At 44.6% G+C, this 15,768-nt stretch carries 16 protein-coding genes; 6 read left to right on the top strand and 10 right to left on the bottom strand.

What is annotated here, in order from left to right:
- Positions 1–108 precede the first annotated feature (108 nt).
- A complete protein-coding gene (locus tag F6K46_RS04730; protein ID WP_075905517.1) occupies positions 109–327 on the top strand; it encodes a hypothetical protein in 219 nt (72 codons plus the stop codon).
- Between the two features lie 33 nt (positions 328–360).
- Here F6K46_RS04730 and F6K46_RS04725 read toward each other — a convergent pair whose 3' ends face one another.
- The 3 genes from F6K46_RS04725 to F6K46_RS04715 form a co-directional block, all read right to left on the bottom strand.
- Positions 361–603: an NfeD family protein gene (locus tag F6K46_RS04725; RefSeq protein WP_075905515.1), complete on the bottom strand. Its 243-nt coding sequence runs from the start codon at positions 601–603 to the stop codon at positions 361–363.
- A gap of 395 nt (positions 604–998) precedes the next feature.
- Positions 999–2,210 carry a hypothetical protein gene (locus F6K46_RS04720; protein ID WP_293066607.1) on the bottom strand — a complete coding sequence of 404 codons (1,212 nt, stop codon included), beginning with the start codon at positions 2,208–2,210 and terminating at the stop codon, positions 999–1,001.
- A gap of 421 nt (positions 2,211–2,631) precedes the next feature.
- Positions 2,632–5,046 (bottom strand): S8 family serine peptidase, encoded by a 2,415-nt coding sequence (locus F6K46_RS04715; RefSeq protein WP_293116810.1) that lies wholly within the window; start codon positions 5,044–5,046, stop codon positions 2,632–2,634.
- 693 nt (positions 5,047–5,739) lie between these two features.
- Between F6K46_RS04715 and F6K46_RS04710 the strand changes: the two genes are divergently transcribed.
- Positions 5,740–6,213, top strand: coding sequence for a Fur family transcriptional regulator (locus tag F6K46_RS04710; protein WP_293066601.1), 474 nt, complete (start codon positions 5,740–5,742; stop codon positions 6,211–6,213).
- On the opposite strand, the gene F6K46_RS04705 is transcribed toward F6K46_RS04710, so the two are convergent.
- Positions 6,178–6,303, bottom strand: a complete 126-nt coding sequence (locus tag F6K46_RS04705) for a hypothetical protein (protein ID WP_267876454.1) — start codon at positions 6,301–6,303, stop codon at positions 6,178–6,180. The genes F6K46_RS04710 and F6K46_RS04705 overlap by 36 nt on opposite strands.
- A 431-nt stretch (positions 6,304–6,734) precedes the next feature.
- On the opposite strand from F6K46_RS04705, the gene F6K46_RS04700 reads away from it, so the two are divergent.
- Positions 6,735–7,958 carry a quinone-dependent dihydroorotate dehydrogenase gene (locus F6K46_RS04700; protein ID WP_293066595.1) on the top strand — a complete coding sequence of 408 codons (1,224 nt, stop codon included), beginning with the start codon at positions 6,735–6,737 and terminating at the stop codon, positions 7,956–7,958.
- Between the two features lie 211 nt (positions 7,959–8,169).
- On the opposite strand, the gene F6K46_RS04695 is transcribed toward F6K46_RS04700, so the two are convergent.
- Together F6K46_RS04695 and F6K46_RS04690 are read right to left on the bottom strand one after the other, a co-directional pair.
- Positions 8,170–8,967, bottom strand: a complete 798-nt coding sequence (locus F6K46_RS04695) for a PhzF family phenazine biosynthesis protein (protein WP_293066592.1) — start codon at positions 8,965–8,967, stop codon at positions 8,170–8,172.
- A 290-nt stretch (positions 8,968–9,257) separates the two neighbouring features.
- The gene (locus F6K46_RS04690; protein WP_293066589.1) at positions 9,258–9,701 is read right to left on the bottom strand and encodes a DUF2808 domain-containing protein; all 444 of its coding nucleotides are present in this window, start codon (positions 9,699–9,701) and stop codon (positions 9,258–9,260) included.
- A 169-nt stretch (positions 9,702–9,870) separates the two neighbouring features.
- On the opposite strand from F6K46_RS04690, the gene F6K46_RS04685 reads away from it, so the two are divergent.
- From F6K46_RS04685 to F6K46_RS04675, 3 genes are all read left to right on the top strand, one after another.
- On the top strand, positions 9,871–10,014 hold the full coding sequence (locus F6K46_RS04685; RefSeq protein WP_293116807.1) for a hypothetical protein: 144 nt from the start codon (positions 9,871–9,873) through the stop codon (positions 10,012–10,014).
- A gap of 151 nt (positions 10,015–10,165) precedes the next feature.
- Positions 10,166–10,372, top strand: coding sequence for a hypothetical protein (locus F6K46_RS04680; protein WP_293061076.1), 207 nt, complete (start codon positions 10,166–10,168; stop codon positions 10,370–10,372).
- Positions 10,362–10,529 (top strand): hypothetical protein, encoded by a 168-nt coding sequence (locus F6K46_RS04675; protein WP_293061078.1) that lies wholly within the window; start codon positions 10,362–10,364, stop codon positions 10,527–10,529. Before F6K46_RS04680 ends, F6K46_RS04675 begins: the two co-directional genes overlap by 11 nt.
- Positions 10,530–10,829: 300 nt before the next feature.
- Here the strand turns inward: F6K46_RS04675 and F6K46_RS04670 are convergent, their stop codons facing one another.
- The 4 genes from F6K46_RS04670 to F6K46_RS04655 form a co-directional block, all read right to left on the bottom strand.
- A complete protein-coding gene (locus F6K46_RS04670) occupies positions 10,830–11,375 on the bottom strand; it encodes a hypothetical protein (protein WP_293061080.1) in 546 nt (181 codons plus the stop codon).
- Between the two features lie 106 nt (positions 11,376–11,481).
- Positions 11,482–12,933 carry a filamentous hemagglutinin N-terminal domain-containing protein gene (locus F6K46_RS04665; protein WP_293061082.1) on the bottom strand — a complete coding sequence of 484 codons (1,452 nt, stop codon included), beginning with the start codon at positions 12,931–12,933 and terminating at the stop codon, positions 11,482–11,484.
- 1,117 nt (positions 12,934–14,050) lie between these two features.
- Complete coding sequence (locus tag F6K46_RS04660) at positions 14,051–15,214, bottom strand: transposase (protein ID WP_293061156.1); 1,164 nt, start codon at positions 15,212–15,214, stop codon at positions 14,051–14,053.
- Between the two features lie 28 nt (positions 15,215–15,242).
- Complete coding sequence (locus F6K46_RS04655) at positions 15,243–15,752, bottom strand: IS607 family transposase (protein WP_293061084.1); 510 nt, start codon at positions 15,750–15,752, stop codon at positions 15,243–15,245.
- Positions 15,753–15,768: the final 16 nt, after the last annotated feature.

Genomic DNA, 15,768 nt, shown 5'->3' with positions numbered 1-15,768 from the left:
GGATAATGAGACTCCAAAACCTGATGAAATGGTTCCTATGGCTAAATTTTGAATCAGTTATTGACCCCCTTAGTTTGATTGCTGTGACTTGATTACAGATTATTGGAGATGTCTACAGGTTTACCGCAATTACTGACTTATGCTTTCAACAGCCTAGAGCATCAAGAATTTGTTTGGGGATTAGCCACTAATGGTCTGGTTTATCAGTTTGTTTATATCCATCAGGGTAATCCCCAAACTTATCAATATATGCCGATTTTAAACTTGTTTGAAAGCGATCGCGCCATGGTTATACTCCAAGTTTTGAAAGGGATTTGCAAACTTTAGAAATAGTACACTCTACGGTATTGATACACTGATTTAATTCAAAGAACTAGGTTCTACAATCAGGGTAATGTTATCAATCCCAGTTACTTCAACAATATCCCCAGGGTTGAGAGTGATGGCTTGTGGACATTTAGCATTCCAGTAGCTGGCTCGGAAGTGTACACGTCCGCTTTGATTGGGTTGTATGGCAACTTTAACAGTAGCTTCTCCTTGCCAACGGTTAAGGGTTTGGCTAGGGGAGGTTTGGGCTTGATGACACCGAAATAGTTTAAACATTGTTAGTTATCTATCAATACAGCAATTCTACTGAGATCTGCTTAATCTTGAGATAGTGATGTATAGCGTTTCCTAGTAAGCGTGAGGTACATCTAAATTTTCTTCCTTAACCAATAACGAAAGTACCTCACCCGATTGAGAACTGCTATATTAACTTATCAGTGACTTTGGAGAGAATTATGAGTAATTTGAAAATAAAGTCAATCAAAAGGTAAAAAGGAGTGTGGTGAAGCGTACAAAATTCTGTGCTTGAGTGGAAGTAGGTATAATCAGCATATTCGGTAAACCATGACCGATTATCTCCGAATCAAGGCAAAAATTCGGAAAAGAAGGATAATTGTTAATTGTTAATTAATGAACATCCAAGACTGATGAGTAGTCAACCGAACTCGATATTATCTATTCCTGTCCACTGGTGGAAATGTTTCAGTCTTAAAGCGAATCTTAACCTGACCAATGATGTCTGTACTCATAGTCACTGCATCGAATGAACTCTCATTCACTGGCTTAACCGTGAGTTTATTGTGACTAGTACCAGCAGAAACGTTACCCGATTCTGCTACTGCACGACCTCTGATGTAAGGGCTGGTTTCTTGATGCGATAGTGAGTGGGGGAAACCCCCTTTGGCCGACTGCATCGCTTGTTGAGGCTTATGTTGACGCTGATACTGGTTTGTTCCTGTAGTTTGTTGCTCAGTAGCAGTCACATTGAAGGTGAGCTTCGAGACAATTTCCCCATCAGTTACTACAATCCGTGCCATTCCTTCCCGTGCTATTGCCCGCAGATGCTCTATCATATTAGTCGCTAGTAACTCACCAATTTTCGAGCGAATCTCTTGGACTTGGCTAGTGAAGAATCTCTCCTGATTCTCTTGGATGGTAAGTGTCAGAGGATTTGTAAGATTAATGGTTTCAGCTTCTAGAGCTTGAGCTACTTCCCTTAAGAGGTGATTGGCTGGCTTTTCTTGAGTACCAGTGTTGGGGTTAGCAGGGATAGTTTTAAAGGTATAGTTGGGACGCACAACTGTACCTCCGGGACCATCAGGGTAGTGTTGGACAAGATGGTCAGTAATTTGGGCATCAGAGACATTCTCAGCCTGGAACTGAGCCAGAGTTTTAGCGAGATTGGCTACAAGTTCCCGATAGGCTTCCATCTGCTTGATAGTTGCACCCATGATAGCGTCGAATGCACTGTTGATCAGCCCAGCAGTAAACTCAGTAAAGCCTAGCTCTTGAACTTGCTTTGCCCCACTGATACCACACTCAACTGCACTATTATTAGTATTAGTATTATTATTATTCATTGGGCTAACACCTGTTGCCAGTGGGCTTTGACATTGAGGGTGTTCAGCAGCTATTTCCTTAAGGGTATCTCCCATCACCGTAGCAACCTTTTCCCGCACTAATTGCAGTTCTTGGTTACTTTTAACCTGCACTAAGGCTTGATCCACTACGTCATTAACCAAGGTATTCACACCATGCTCAATCGCTACCTCTGTGGGCATACTTTGATCAATAGTTGACCCAGTTGACCCATCTTCTCCAGGCATTTTTACGAGAATCGGCGACCTTGGGTTTTGATTGATAAAGTCTGTGCTTTCCATCATATCGAGTTGGGTTGAATACTTATAATTATTGGTTAATAGTTACATAAAAATTGTAACTGAAAAAGTAAGCATTCAGCTGTCAGATATCAGTTTATGCGCTACGCGCACGCTACGCGAACAGCTATCAGTTTTCAGCCATTGGCCATTGACCTTGGCCAAAGACTTTTATCCAGACTGGCAATTGGATAAAATCTCGAACTATTAAATTCTCCTGTTTAAGGTTTATTTTAAGCATTAGGCTGACGGCTGAATGCTGACGGCTGAATTCTGAAAGTTTGATGCTGTTTGATTAGGAAAGGAAAAGGGCAATCATACAAAAATGACAAGGGCATCCCTGGAAAGTGATATCATTTTCCAGGGATGCCCTTTGCCCTTTGTCTTTAATTCTTTACCTTCACTTCCTTAATTAGTAATCTTGATATCAACCCATCCACTTGTGGTGGAGAGCATGATCACCAGCGGCGACAAAAACATCAAGGCGGTCAGGTCCCCAAGATGCTGCTGCTACCCCAGCAATGCTGTAACCACCTAGATTTTTCCAATTTTTCCAGGCAGAACCATCCCAGGAACGGCAATAGACCTTGCCCATGGATCCAATCACGAAACAATCGAGCTGGTTGACTCCCCTGGAGACAGCGGCTACACCATACTGACAGTAGCCTCCCAATTTTTCCCATGGACTCCAAATGGAACCATTCCAGGTCTTGTAGTATAGAGCGCGATCGCGACCAATGGTAAAGATAGCGATATGGTTTGGACCCCAAGACACTGCTGCGGGTGCAGAAACAGAGTAGCCTCCTAAGTTTTCCCAGCCACGCCAAGCCGAGCCATCCCACCACTTGTGGTAGACGGCGTGGTCAGTACCAATGATAAAAGTGTCAATGCGGTTAGGTCCCCAGGAAGAAGCCGCTGGAGCATACAGGCAGTAGCCCCCTAGATTTTCCCAACCGCGCCAAGCGGAGCCATCCCACCACTTGCGGTAGAGGGAATTATTGCTACCAACCACAAAGGTGTCAATGCGGTTAGCTCCCCAAGAAACCGCTGCGGGTGTAGAAATAATGTAACCCTCTAAGTTTTCCCAGCCGCGCCAAGCCGAGCCATCCCACCACTTGTGATACATAGCGTGGTCAGTACCAATGACAAAAGTGTCAATGCGGTTAGGTCCCCAGGAAGCAGCCGCTGGGCTATATAGGCCATAGCCCCCTAAATTTTCCCAGTCACTCCAAGTACCGTCACTGGGGCGAGGGCGAGGGCGAGGGGGGGGAGTTTTGATTTTGTCAAAGGCTACCTTGGGCTGAATAATGCCAGCACCGGAATGCTGATCCCATCCCTGAGAACCAATATTTTTAGCAGTACTCTCCAGGAGTTTCTTAACTTCCTGCTGAGTCAAGCTGGGCTTGGCTTGCTTGAGCAAGGCTACTACTCCAGCAGCAATGGGTGTGGCAGCCGAGGTACCGGTATCAGAGGGGAAGTAACCCCGGAAGTGAGTGATGGAACAGAAGTCTGGCTTTTTAGGGGACAAAGCCGCTGGTCCTTGGCTGCTATAGCCAACAAACTGTTCATTTTTGTTAACTGCGCCCACTGTCATCACTAGGGGATGACCATTCGCGCCCCAGATACTTTTACCAGGACCGACATCTGAGGCACAACGACCATCAGGACAGGTTCCACCACAGTTACCAGCGGCAAACAGAACTAGAATCCCTTGATTGATCGCTTCGACAACTTTACGGGTGAAGGGATGGTTTGGGTTTCTGGCATAAGTCTTATCCCACTGTTCCTGGTAAATTCCCCAGCTATTGGTAAGAATGTGGGGTGTGCCGTCAATTTTATACTGCTTGATTGCCCAATTGAAGGCAGCCAGGGCGTTAGAGATGGCATTCCCTACTAGGGGAAAGTCATAGAGCTTGGCTTCTGGAGCCATACCCAACACATCTGTAGCGCACATATTGCCATGTTCGCCCCAGCTGCGAGCTTGAGTCCCCCATTCCACTGTGCGGTGGAAGCCACCAATGACATTGGGAATCCGCTTGGAGGGTTCTCCGGGACGAACAGGACGACCAGCTGCTGTAATTCCGCCATCAACGACACCAACAACAATGCCTTGACCTTTATAACCAGCAGCGTGAATTTGATCAACGCCAAGATATTTGGCTACGTCCGCCATAGTTCCCTTAGCAGCCCCAGGGTTACAGTCACAAGAACCAATAGGACAGCTACTAAACCCTGCCATCGGTTCTACCATGGGATACTCTTGCTGTAGGGTGGTAGTGCTGAAGGGTTCGATCGGGGTGTCTGGCCAGACTTTGAGCACATTAGGTTCGGCTTCGAGGGCAGCAATTTGGTTTTGAGCAACTTTGCCCTTGACAACGATCACCTCTTGATTAGATGCTTGGAGCTGCATGGCCAGTTCCGGTGTCTCAGGATCCATCGATACTGGCTCGTAGTCATAATCGATTTGGAAGCTAGCAACAGTGAAACTTCCTGCCATGTGAAAGAAGTTAGCCCCTTGACCCTTAGGTGCTCGCATTTCTACCAGCACATTCTCCATGGGACTATCTGGGGCAGATGAACTCATTGGCACTGGTGTGGGTATATTGCCTTGACTGGAGACAGCATTCATGTCAAAGGATGACATCTGGTCATCAGCCATTTCTCCTAATGACATGCCATTGGTAGCTGCTGCACCATTGGTCATACCTGGTACCATTGGTTCGTTACTTTCTATGTTTTCCATTCTGCTAATTTCTGATGATGTTTTATGATCGTCTCGATTGAGATGAGTTTGTATTGGCTTTTGTTTCAGAATCCGGTTGATGTGAGTGTTTCTGAGCAATACAGTCAACTACCCATTGATCCTGAAGAATTCCAGATTTTTTTTCAAAGTTTTTGTAAAGGTGATATACTTCCGTTATAGCTCAGTTGCATTGCTGCAGTAACTGCTGTGAAGAGCAATGGCTTAGTTGAGACTTTGCCCTTAACTTCCAAAGAAAACGTTAAACATCCCCATTCCCCAATAGAACTGTGTTAAATCATCTGTAAGTCTAGGCTTTGGGTACCTGGACTGTGACTTAAGGTGAAGGGGAGACAACTTTGCAATTCGATTCTTATGATATTGATGCCCCGGGGCAACGGCGAGTAGAAGTTGAGGCTGTTGTTGAATACTTGCAGCAACTCCCTCAAGGTACCTTGTCCGATGGCTAACCAAAACAGATCGAGTTTGAAACCAGAAGCACAACCTTGGTGGATTGTAGGGTGGGCTAGTTCACTAGTTTGTAGTAAAATATAGGGTATAAGGCTTAGGGCTACCAAATTTAACTGAAAATAAATTGAAACAGGGGCATTCATTCAAGGTCAAGGAGAAACTAGAAAATAGGGAACTTGGGAACAGAAAGTATTCCCCGTTTACCTTTTCCCGTTCCTGGTTCCCGATCACACAAGAGCCTTGCCCTGGCTTAAGTGGATAGCTGGCTGAGCTATCAGTAGATTTATAGGGGATTCCTTTTGGTTAAACTCATCAACTCATGTCATGGAAAAAGAAGCGGCAGCTGCTAAACCAATTCGTTCACTAGAAGATGCTATCGACAAGTGTCAGACCCTGGGTATGCGTCTGAGTCGTCAACGTCGCTTCATTCTAGAACTGTTATGGGAAGCTAAAGACCATCTGTCAGCGCGAGACATTTATGACCGATTAAATCAACAAGGGAAAGTTATTGGTCATACTTCTGTTTACCAGAATTTAGATGCCCTATCCAGTCAAGGTATTATTGAATGTATTGAGCGCTCGGATGGACGGTTGTACGGCAATATCAGCGATACTCATAGCCATGTCAATTGCCTGGATACAAACCAGATTCTTGATGTTTATGTAGAACTACCGGAAAACTTGCTCAAGCAAATTGAGGAACAAACTGGTGTAAAGATTACGGAATATCGGATTGATTTTTATGGTTACCGTCAGGAGGGATCACCTAACTCCCCGTCGGGTGGTTTGAGGGAGTAGGGAGTAGGGAGTAGGGAGTAGGGAGTAGGGAGTAGGGAGTAGGGAGTAGGGAGTAGGGGTTGCGAAAATTGACTGTACCTCAGTGATCAAAATGTCATTTTAGTTACTCAAACAACGGACTTTTGTTAGGGTTTGGTCATAACGCAACTAATCAATCAAAGAATGAATCAAAGTATGACGTTTGAATGGGGTAAAAAATTGGGCGTTGCTGATTCTGGGTATGATTTTGCCCCCCTAGCCCCCCAATTTTGCGGTGCGACCCGTGGCGAATTTAATAATATGATGCGGAAAGCGCACCGGCGGGGGAACAAAACTCTCAAAGTCCCCCAAAATTGGGGGATTTAGGGGGCTTGACCAAAGCCAAACAATCGCGCATTCATACTTCAATTCAGCAACGCCAAAAATCGAATTAAATCCACAGTTGTTATTAACAACTAGCCAGATGGTGGAGTATTTGTTCAGCACTGATCTACTGACTCGCTGATCTACTGACCCACTGAGCTACTGACCAACTCATTACGATGGATATTTACCAATCTACCATTCGTCCAATTCTCTTTTCTGGGTTGAAGACAGATCCAGAATGGTTACACAATAGAACTCTAGCGCTATTGAGCTGGCTGTCATCGAATCAGGAATCTACTCTAGGTCACTGGGTTAAGGGTCAATTACAGCAAAGGTTTTGCCTAAATGATGCTCGCCTCGAACAAACCCTCTGGGGAGTAAACTTCCCCAACCCTATGGGTTTAGCAGCAGGATTTGATAAAGATGGTGTGGCTGCTGGAATTTGGGGAAGCTTAGGGTTTGGCTTTGCTGAACTCGGTACTGTAACCTTTCATGCTCAATCGGGAAATCCTCGTCCTCGTTTATTTCGCTTGGTAGAGGACAAAGCTGCTCTGAATCGGATGGGATTTAATAATCTCGGAGCTACAGCAATGGCGGCTCGATTAGAACAGTTGAAGGTTAACAGGTTACAGGTTGCAGGTTTAGAAAAGAACCTACCCTTGTCGAAGGCCAAGGACGAACAACCTACCGGAAGAGAAAACCGGATCCAAGCTTCAGGTTTAACTATTCCGATTGGCATTAATCTAGGTAAATCTAAAGTAACACCCCTACCAGAGGCAGCAGATGACTATCGGTCGAGTTTTGGCCTGTTGAAGGAATTGGGGGATTACTTTGTGGTGAATGTGAGTTCACCGAATACACCAGGTTTGCGATCGCTTCAGGATGCCAGCCAACTTAGTCTGATCTTAGATGCTCTGCAACAGGAAAATGTTTCCCAAAAGCCGATTCTGGTTAAGATTGCCCCGGATTTAGAGTGGAATGCGATCGCAGATGTTCTTGAGCTTGCCCAAACCTATGGATTAGCTGGGATTATTGCTACTAACACTACCATCCGTCGGGATCTGCTGAAAACACAACGGATTAGGGTAACGGGTAAACCGGTAACGGAAGAAGCTGGGGGGATTAGTGGAGCTCCTTTGCGTCAACGTTCTACAGATGTAATTCGGTTTATCTGGCAGGAAACTCAAGGAAATTTACCGATTATAGGGGTTGGAGGCATTTTTACGGCGGAGGATGCTTGGGAGAAGATTACTGCAGGTGCTAGTCTAATTCAGGTGTACACGGGTTGGATTTATAACGGTCCATGGATGGTAAGGCAGATTCTGCAAGGGGTGTTGCAGAAGTTGGAGGAAAGAGGCATGAGTTCAATTTCTGAGGCAGTGGGTTCTGGGTCTGGTTGAAGGTTTAAGGTTGAAGGTTTAAGGTTGAAGGTTGAAGGTTTAAGGTTGAAGGTTGAACGCGATCGCTTGGCCAAAAGGCCAAGGTTGTCTGTCAGAATGCAGAATGTAGAAGGCCGAATTTAGAAGGCCGAATTTAGAATTCTACATTCTTAATTCTGCATTCTACATTCTACATTTTTAATTCTTAATTCTACATTCTTAATTCAAAAATTCAGATTACCAATTCTGAGCGCAGGATAGTAACTGCTTGTCCACTCAGAAAAACGCGATCGCTACCGGTATAGTTAACCTTTACTACACCACCCCGAGAGGAGGCTTGGTAGGCTAAGAACTGATCTTTACTATTACGTTCGCGCCAGAAGGGAGCGAGACAACAATGGGCAGAACCTGTAACTGGGTCTTCATCAATTCCCAATCTGGGGGCAAAGAATCGGGAAACAAAGTCGTATTCTGAATCACTGTCAGCCCAACTAGTCACAATTACCGCAGACAGAGGTAAGGTTTTCATCAGTTGGAAATTTGGCTGCATCTGCTTGACCAACTCTTCCGACTCGACCTCGACCAAATAGCCTAGGGAATTTTTGCCAACCCACTTGATGGGTATACCCAAGGTTTGGCTGAGTTGTTCTGGAGTACTGATAACTTCTGAGGGATTCACCGGGAAATCGAGTTGAATCCACTCACCCTGGCGCTGAGCGATCAGCAATCCACTCTTGGTGTAGAACCGAATCGTTTGATCAGGAGACACATGTCCCTCTGACCAGAGAACATGAGCACTAGCTAGGGTGGCGTGACCGCATAAGGGGACTTCCACTGTCGGTGTAAACCAACGCAAATTGAAACCATCGTCTTGCTTGACTATAAATGCGGTTTCAGATAAATTCATCTCTTGCGCTAGGTTTTGCATCCAGCTGTCATCTTGAGCAGTTGGTAAAACACAGATAGCAGCAGGATTTCCTGTAAAGGGTTTACTGGTGAAAGCGTCTACTTGAATAATGGTTTGTCCCATAATCAGGCAAAAGGTTAAATCAAGTTTAGTTAATTACTTTTCAAATGCTTGATTGTGTTAATTTTAAATTGTTAAGTGTCACTTAATCATTAAACATTTAAAATTACCAATTCACTATACCAATCCGTGTAGGAATTGTGATAATTTTTGTTCCCTTTTCCCTACTCCCGTCTTGATGCAGTCGCTCATGGGGGTTTCCCCCAAGACCGCGCTGCATCGCTACTCCCTACTCCCAGATCCGCTGTTCCCTTTGGTATAACAATTAACATGCCAGCAATTTTCCGAAAATGTTACCTAGAATTGAGCCTGTCTCCGGCGGGAGAGTAGAACTGTAAACGTCCAACACCTAAATATAAACCATAGGGATTATTTCCAGGGGGGAAAGCTGTAACGCCAAACAGATAGACACCACCCCATCGTGGGTTGCGAACAGGACGAAGCCCAACAGTAATGGTTTTTCCTGGGTTTACTGGTGGATCGAAGGTAACTGAAATTGTTTTACTTGAGTCGTCTTTTGTTACGCTTCCCAGAGATAACGGCTGACCCCGGTCTTGGTAAGTTCCTTCAAATGCTGAGGATTTCTCGGGATAGAATCGAATCTTATATCCTCCTTGACGCTGATTAATGGTTAATCTTTGGAGTGGTTCACCAATATCCCCTGGTAAGTCCACGGTGAAATAGTATGTTCCTCCTCGCACATCAGCTTGATTAAACGTAGTTACTGCATCCAACAACCTAGTGCAGCGCGGTAGAAATGCTTGAGCAGCTGCGGATAATGGTGAAACAGAAGGATGAACCGCTGACCCACTCGATGCTCAGCTCATCCGATTACACTCTTCACAACTAGGCTATGCCTAACNACCTAAAGCCGGCATACTAGCTGGACACCGTCATTTGACTGGAGTGCAGCCAAGTAAACTTCCCGACTCCCGACTCCCGACTCCCGATTCCCGACTCCCGCCTCCCGCCTCCCGACTCCCGACTCCCGATTCCCGACTCCCGACTCCCGACTCCCGACTCCCGATTCCCGATTCCCAACTCTCCTAAGACTTTGTTACAAAAATTTGCAAAATATGTTATAATTAAAGTTTTTTATGTTATAATCTAATCATAGACGTGAAAGCGTTAAGAGCCAGCCTGAAGTTTTGCGAAGGCCGAAGGCTGGCTCTAGACCCCCAGTTAAGGAGATACCTAAAGTATGACTTACTCTGAACGCCTATACCCGTGGGCAATCATCCGCCTATTGCCACAAATGCAACGGGTGGTTGTTGGTCGGTACCGGAACCGGTCTGATGCGGAGGGGCATTTGCGGGTGCTTAAACGCCTGATGCCTGATGGGGAATTTGTGATTATTTTTGATTTGCCTGAGCTTATGGATCAAGAAACTGAGGGGAGTGGTGAGTAGGGTTTGGCTGAAGGATTTTACCGAAATTGCTCAACCTAGGGCGATTGACCTTTGGTCACGCTTCGCGAACGCGAAGCGTCGGGCTTTGCACGAATCTCACTATAATCCCAAATTGCTGGAATTTCCCATAGCAAACTCATTGAGCCAAACCAGTTAACTAGCGCTATTGTTAAAACGCGATCGCTTTTAGCGGAAGCTTCGCTTCATCGCGAAGCGTGGCCTTAGGCCAATCGCTTTTAGCGGAAGCTTTGCTTCATCGCGTAGCGTGACTTTCAGTCAATCGCACTATAATCCAAAATTGCTGAAATTTTCGATAGTGGCTGCATTCCACCGAAGCTAGTTTAACTAGCGCTATACTTATCAAAGGCAACATTACCTAGCGCTATACTTATCGCTCAGCAGTCTAATTGCTGAAAATTGCTGCAATTCTCAACATCAAGGTAAACCATCCGATACCTCAATCCGTATCAATACAATACTTAGGGATATACCAATTACTCTTAGGAATAACAGTATTCGGTTCAGCCGTCAGGATAATTGTACCATCTTCGTCAACCGTCCAACCTTGAGCTTCCACTATTTTCTTGGGACGAGAAGCAGTAGGAGTCTCGACACTGCGCCGTTTTCCTCTCATCGGTAAGTAACTGACCTCAGAGGTAGGAGTAGAAGCAACTTTTTCGATCTTGTTTGGTTCACTTAGCGCTACTTTTCCACTGCTGGGACAGTTAGCAACAATTAATTGTGAGGGGTTAACTAGTGATATTGGTAAGTTGCCAGGATCCTGATTAGAATTAAGCTTGCCATTGATCTCCAACAACCCAGATAAAGACAAATCCCCCGTAAAACTAATAGCAGAAATATCATTAAATGGAGTCCGACCTTCCTGTAACCTGAAATTTCGGCGTTGCTGATTATGCGTATGGTTTTGCCCCCCTAGCCCCCCAATTCTGGGGGGAACAAAACTATCAAGCGATGCAGCAAGGGAACAGGGGGTTTCCCCCACTCGCTATTGCATCAAGACAAGTCCCCCAGAATTGGGGGATTTAGGGGGCTTTAATAAAACCAAATGATCCCGCATTCATTCCTTAATTCAGCAACGCCGAAATTTCTCAATAAGCCTTGCAGGGTGATTGCGATGTTTCCATCTTTGGCTGTTTCAGTATTGGCAAAGATATCATTAATTTTTTCATCGTCTGAGGGGATATCCTGATCCTTTTCAGCTTCGATATCAAGTCTGGTATTATCAGCGAGAGTAACATTACCATTAGCCTCCAATGATACATCCCCACCACGGCTATCTTCTGATTAGCTTGGTCTGTTTGAATGGTAGGTTGGTTTTCCGATACTACAATGTTAGTCGTAGTGATGGTAATGTTTCCGCCAACAGCATCTACGTTTGTTATTATACTTCCTGCTGATTCACCTGTTCCGTCATCAGTTAAGGTCAAGTCTCCATCCTGACTTCCCTGAATAGGATCAATAATCACAAGTGAATTAGTTGTGATAAAAATCACAGCTCCATTCTGATCATTTACGTCATTGATAGTGGAGATTACCTGAAGGTCTTGCTCAGGAGTAGAATTAATCGATACTGAGTTATCAGCTGTTATGCTTATATCACCACTTTTATTGCCATTATTATCAGTTATGGTAACAATTCCCTGATCGTTCTTGGAGGTTTTTACTTCCACAGAATCAGCAATAATCCTAATGTCACCGCCATCAATATTGCCATCTTCTGGCACCAAAGTTTGTATAGCGCTATCCTTAATTACAACATTCCCTTTCTTAACGCCATCGGGAAACTCTAAACCCAGCTTGTCACCATCTCTAGTTAATGCTAATTCTCCCGGTGCGCCCAATCCCGCTAACAGAATATTCCCACCTTGATTGGTGGATATCTTACTATCTTCGATAATCTCAATATCACCACCGATTAACAATAGGTTATTAACTGCTAGATTCTCTAACTTGGCTTGACTAGTGTTAATATTATCGGGAATTTGATTAAAGAAGAACACATTAGGATTAACGGTCAGCAATGGTGACGGAGGCTCTGGATTAGAGGCACTAAACACTCCTTGATTCCCCAACCCAATCCCATCAGCAGTGGTGCCTACAAAGGAACCGGATACATCCAGCTTGGCTTTATCCCCAAAGAAAATTCCTTTGGGATTAATCAAGAACAAATTCGCTCCACTATCGACACCCAAGGTGCCAAAAATATTGGAGGGATTAGCACCAGTTACCCGAGACAGAATATTTTGAATCCCAGCTGGATTAGCCAAATAAACTCTTTGCCCATCTGAGACATTAAATTCTAAAAAGCTATGGAACAAGTTGATATCTCGGATTGCTCCTCCTTTAATGAGATCAACAATTTTCCCATTTACTTCACCAGAGCCCAGGTCTAGCTGTGATCTTTCCCCTGTCGGTAAAGTAGTATCAGGAGTAATCTGAGCATGAGCTTGGTTGATGGGAAATGCGCACGCTCCACTAATGGCTAAGCATAGCGCTAAACCTAACTGAGTATTATAGCGTTTCAAGACATCTAATTCCATGGCTTAGATTTATCCTGATCGTGCAGAGGTTTAGTTGACTTGGACGGTTAAGGTTAATCAATCAGGACTTACGCATTTGCCCCCTAAATCCCCCAATTCTGGGGGACTTTGACATCTTTACCCCCCAGAATTGGGGGGCTAGGGGGGCGAAATCAACTTAACCGCGTAAGTCCTGTCAATGTCTTGCCATCAATTACATTAGTATTAATTAACCTATTGATTCACCGACTGGCAGCTGCCAACAATATGTTATTCCTGGTGAGAACAATAGGTTAGCATTGTACACCTATACGTGCAAACTATAATGTTAAATTTTGTTAAATCAGGTTAACTAGGGCTACAGGGAATGCTTATCCAAACCGCCTCTCCAAAATTGTTGAAATTTTCGATATTGAAGTAATTGGATTGAAGTTAACTAACCTAGCGCTATAGTTTAGAGGGGCTTAATCTGAGCAATTTTAGCTAGCGCTATAGTTAGCGAATCGGTATTGATAATTTACAAAATTGCAGCAATTTCCGGCGTTGCTGATTTTGGGTATGGTTTCGCCCCCCTAGCCCCCCAATTCTGGGGGGAACAAGAGTTTCAAAGTTTTCCGCAAGATTATGATCCCCCCCAGCCCCCCTTAAAAAAGCTTTCAAGGGTATGTTTTTTACTTTGACCTCAGGTGTGGGGTGTGGGGTGTGGGGTGTGGGGTGTGGGGGATAAGAAAGCGATGCAGCAAGGGAACAGGGGGTTTCCCCCACTCGCGCTTTGCATCAAGACAATATACTTAATTTGTCGTTAAAAATCATCATTTGTTCGTTGTTTTCCTTTTCCTCTCCCTCTCGGTCGTCCCATGTTTTACCCAAATGTAAAAAACCTACCCCTGTGAGCCTTAAAAAAGGGGGGAGCCATACTCGCTCGTCCCCCTTTTTTAAGGGGGATTTAGGGGGATCTCCGAGTTTTAAAACACGCCCTAGCCCCCCAATTCTGGGGGGAACAAGAGTTTCAAAGTCCCCCAAAATTGGGGGATTTAGGGGGCTTTAGCAAAACCAAACGATCGCGCTTCATACTTTAATTCAGCAACGCCGTTTCTTGCAGTTAACGGCAACATCAATATTATCTATCCGATACTTTTTAGCTACCAGAATCTACCAAAAGCAAATCCTGGCTCACTAATGCAAGTTGCTCTCGCAACCAGGGGGTATCTCCCAAGGCTCGCAGAAATATACCACGAGCGCCGTTGATATCTCTGTCCATGACTTTGCCATCAACTTTTGATTTTATAGTCTTACTTCCACCTATGTTTATCAGTTCACCTGTCCAGCTAACAGTTTTACTGGTATAGGCTTCACAGACATCTACGACTGTGTTTCCAGTCAGGCACGCTTTATGCTTCAAGAATTCCTTAAAACGATAATGAGCAAAAGTGAGCATGTTCCGAACGGTTTTAGATCTGATTTTTCTATTTCCTTTCTTCGACATTTGAGACGTCTCAAACGTGGGAAGTAGAATCACATCAAAGTTATCAACCAAAAACTTAGCTGTTTTATGGTGAAGTTCATTGATTAGGTTCTGGATCTTAATAACCATTCGCCTGGCGGCTTTTCTCATCCGATGTTTTTGTCCACGTTTAGCCTTACTGATTTTAGACAACAAATTGTCCAGGTGCTGACACAGACGTTGGATACGAGAAAAGTCTCCATGCCCAATCTTTCCTACAGATGTCTCACTGAAAAAAGTAATGAAAGTTCTAACTCCAGGGTCTAAGGCAACTACTCTACCTTGGTTCTCGGTATATGATACAGCTACCTTGTGAGGGACTACTAGATAGTAATCGCCATTGTTACTAGTTAGTCGGCAGTCGCAAATATCTGCGGGTAAGCCTTCAGCGTAAGTTAATCTCCCCAGTTTTGTGTGATATATCCCTGTTTCAGACACTGCTGATTTAGGGATATAGCAAGACTGAACAGGGTTTTTCCTTGATCTAAATCTTACCCGATTAATTTGTGACGTCTTTTTGTACTTTTTCTTGGCTTCCTTAACAGCAGTGCAAGCGTCCTTTATCGCTATCGATTTAATCTGATAAGGTACTTCCTTACACCACTCGGAAAGATCGTTCAGTATTCCTGTTTTGATTGCTTTCCAGTTGGCTTTTACAACGCCTGCTTGGAGGATTTTGACGGTTTTATTAAACACATACCGGGACACTCCAAACCACTTACGAATAACCGATCTTTGTTCAGGGTTTAGGAACAGCCGAATCTTCTTTGATTTTTTGACCGTATTTCCTGAGTCCATGAACCCGGCAGGAGAAGACGTGAATGATTCAGAGAAGATCTGCGGTAAGTTCAGATTCTGGGCAACTTTCAGGTTGGTCGAGAACCAGGATTTTTCCACCGTTGAGACCGACCAAGTACTCAATGAGTTCAAACCCGAATCGAGTAAGTCGGTCTCTACAGGCAACAACAATTGTGAGCTTATCTCCGAGCACAATTCGCTCCAATATGGTTCTAAGCCCTTTCCTTCTATAGTTGATACCTGACCCGATGTCTTTGATAATTTCGGCGTCGGGGAAGAGGGAGTGAAGATAGGCGACTTGGCGGGCAAGATCGTCTCGCTGTTTTTTGCTACTGACTCGGCAATAACAGATGGTGTAACAGTGCAATCTGTCAGACTTTGGAGCTTTTCCAAAACGGAGAAGATCTGTTGAGTCAAAGAGTCTAGTCCCTCCTGGGGTCTTTTCGCATCTGAGTGTCCCATTGTCTGCATACTTCCTCAGTGTGTTCCTAGAGAGTCCCGTAAGTTCGACCGCCTTAGGTCGTGGTATGAATGCCATAGGATTAATCTACCAT

It is taken from the genome of Moorena sp. SIO3E8, from assembly GCF_010692445.1.
Classification (GTDB): domain Bacteria; phylum Cyanobacteriota; class Cyanobacteriia; order Cyanobacteriales; family Coleofasciculaceae; genus Moorena; species Moorena bouillonii.
Note: the sequence above shows the minus strand (reverse complement) of the source record. Positions and strands in the feature narration are given on the sequence as shown.

What these genes read in the sequence shown, in the direction of transcription:
- F6K46_RS04730 (WP_075905517.1), top strand. Translation starts at nt 109, where the DNA reads ATGTCTACAGGTTTACCGCAATTACTGACTTATGCTTTCAACAGCCTA.
- F6K46_RS04725 (WP_075905515.1), bottom strand. Translation starts at nt 603, where the DNA reads ATGTTTAAACTATTTCGGTGTCATCAAGCCCAAACCTCCCCTAGCCAA.
- F6K46_RS04720 (WP_293066607.1), bottom strand. Translation starts at nt 2,210, where the DNA reads ATGATGGAAAGCACAGACTTTATCAATCAAAACCCAAGGTCGCCGATT.
- F6K46_RS04710 (WP_293066601.1), top strand. Translation starts at nt 5,740, where the DNA reads ATGGAAAAAGAAGCGGCAGCTGCTAAACCAATTCGTTCACTAGAAGAT.
- F6K46_RS04700 (WP_293066595.1), top strand. Translation starts at nt 6,735, where the DNA reads ATGGATATTTACCAATCTACCATTCGTCCAATTCTCTTTTCTGGGTTG.
- F6K46_RS04695 (WP_293066592.1), bottom strand. Translation starts at nt 8,967, where the DNA reads ATGGGACAAACCATTATTCAAGTAGACGCTTTCACCAGTAAACCCTTT.
- F6K46_RS04680 (WP_293061076.1), top strand. Translation starts at nt 10,166, where the DNA reads ATGACTTACTCTGAACGCCTATACCCGTGGGCAATCATCCGCCTATTG.
- F6K46_RS04665 (WP_293061082.1), bottom strand. Translation starts at nt 12,933, where the DNA reads ATGGAATTAGATGTCTTGAAACGCTATAATACTCAGTTAGGTTTAGCG.
- F6K46_RS04660 (WP_293061156.1), bottom strand. Translation starts at nt 15,214, where the DNA reads ATGGACTCAGGAAATACGGTCAAAAAATCAAAGAAGATTCGGCTGTTC.
- F6K46_RS04655 (WP_293061084.1), bottom strand. Translation starts at nt 15,752, where the DNA reads ATGGCATTCATACCACGACCTAAGGCGGTCGAACTTACGGGACTCTCT.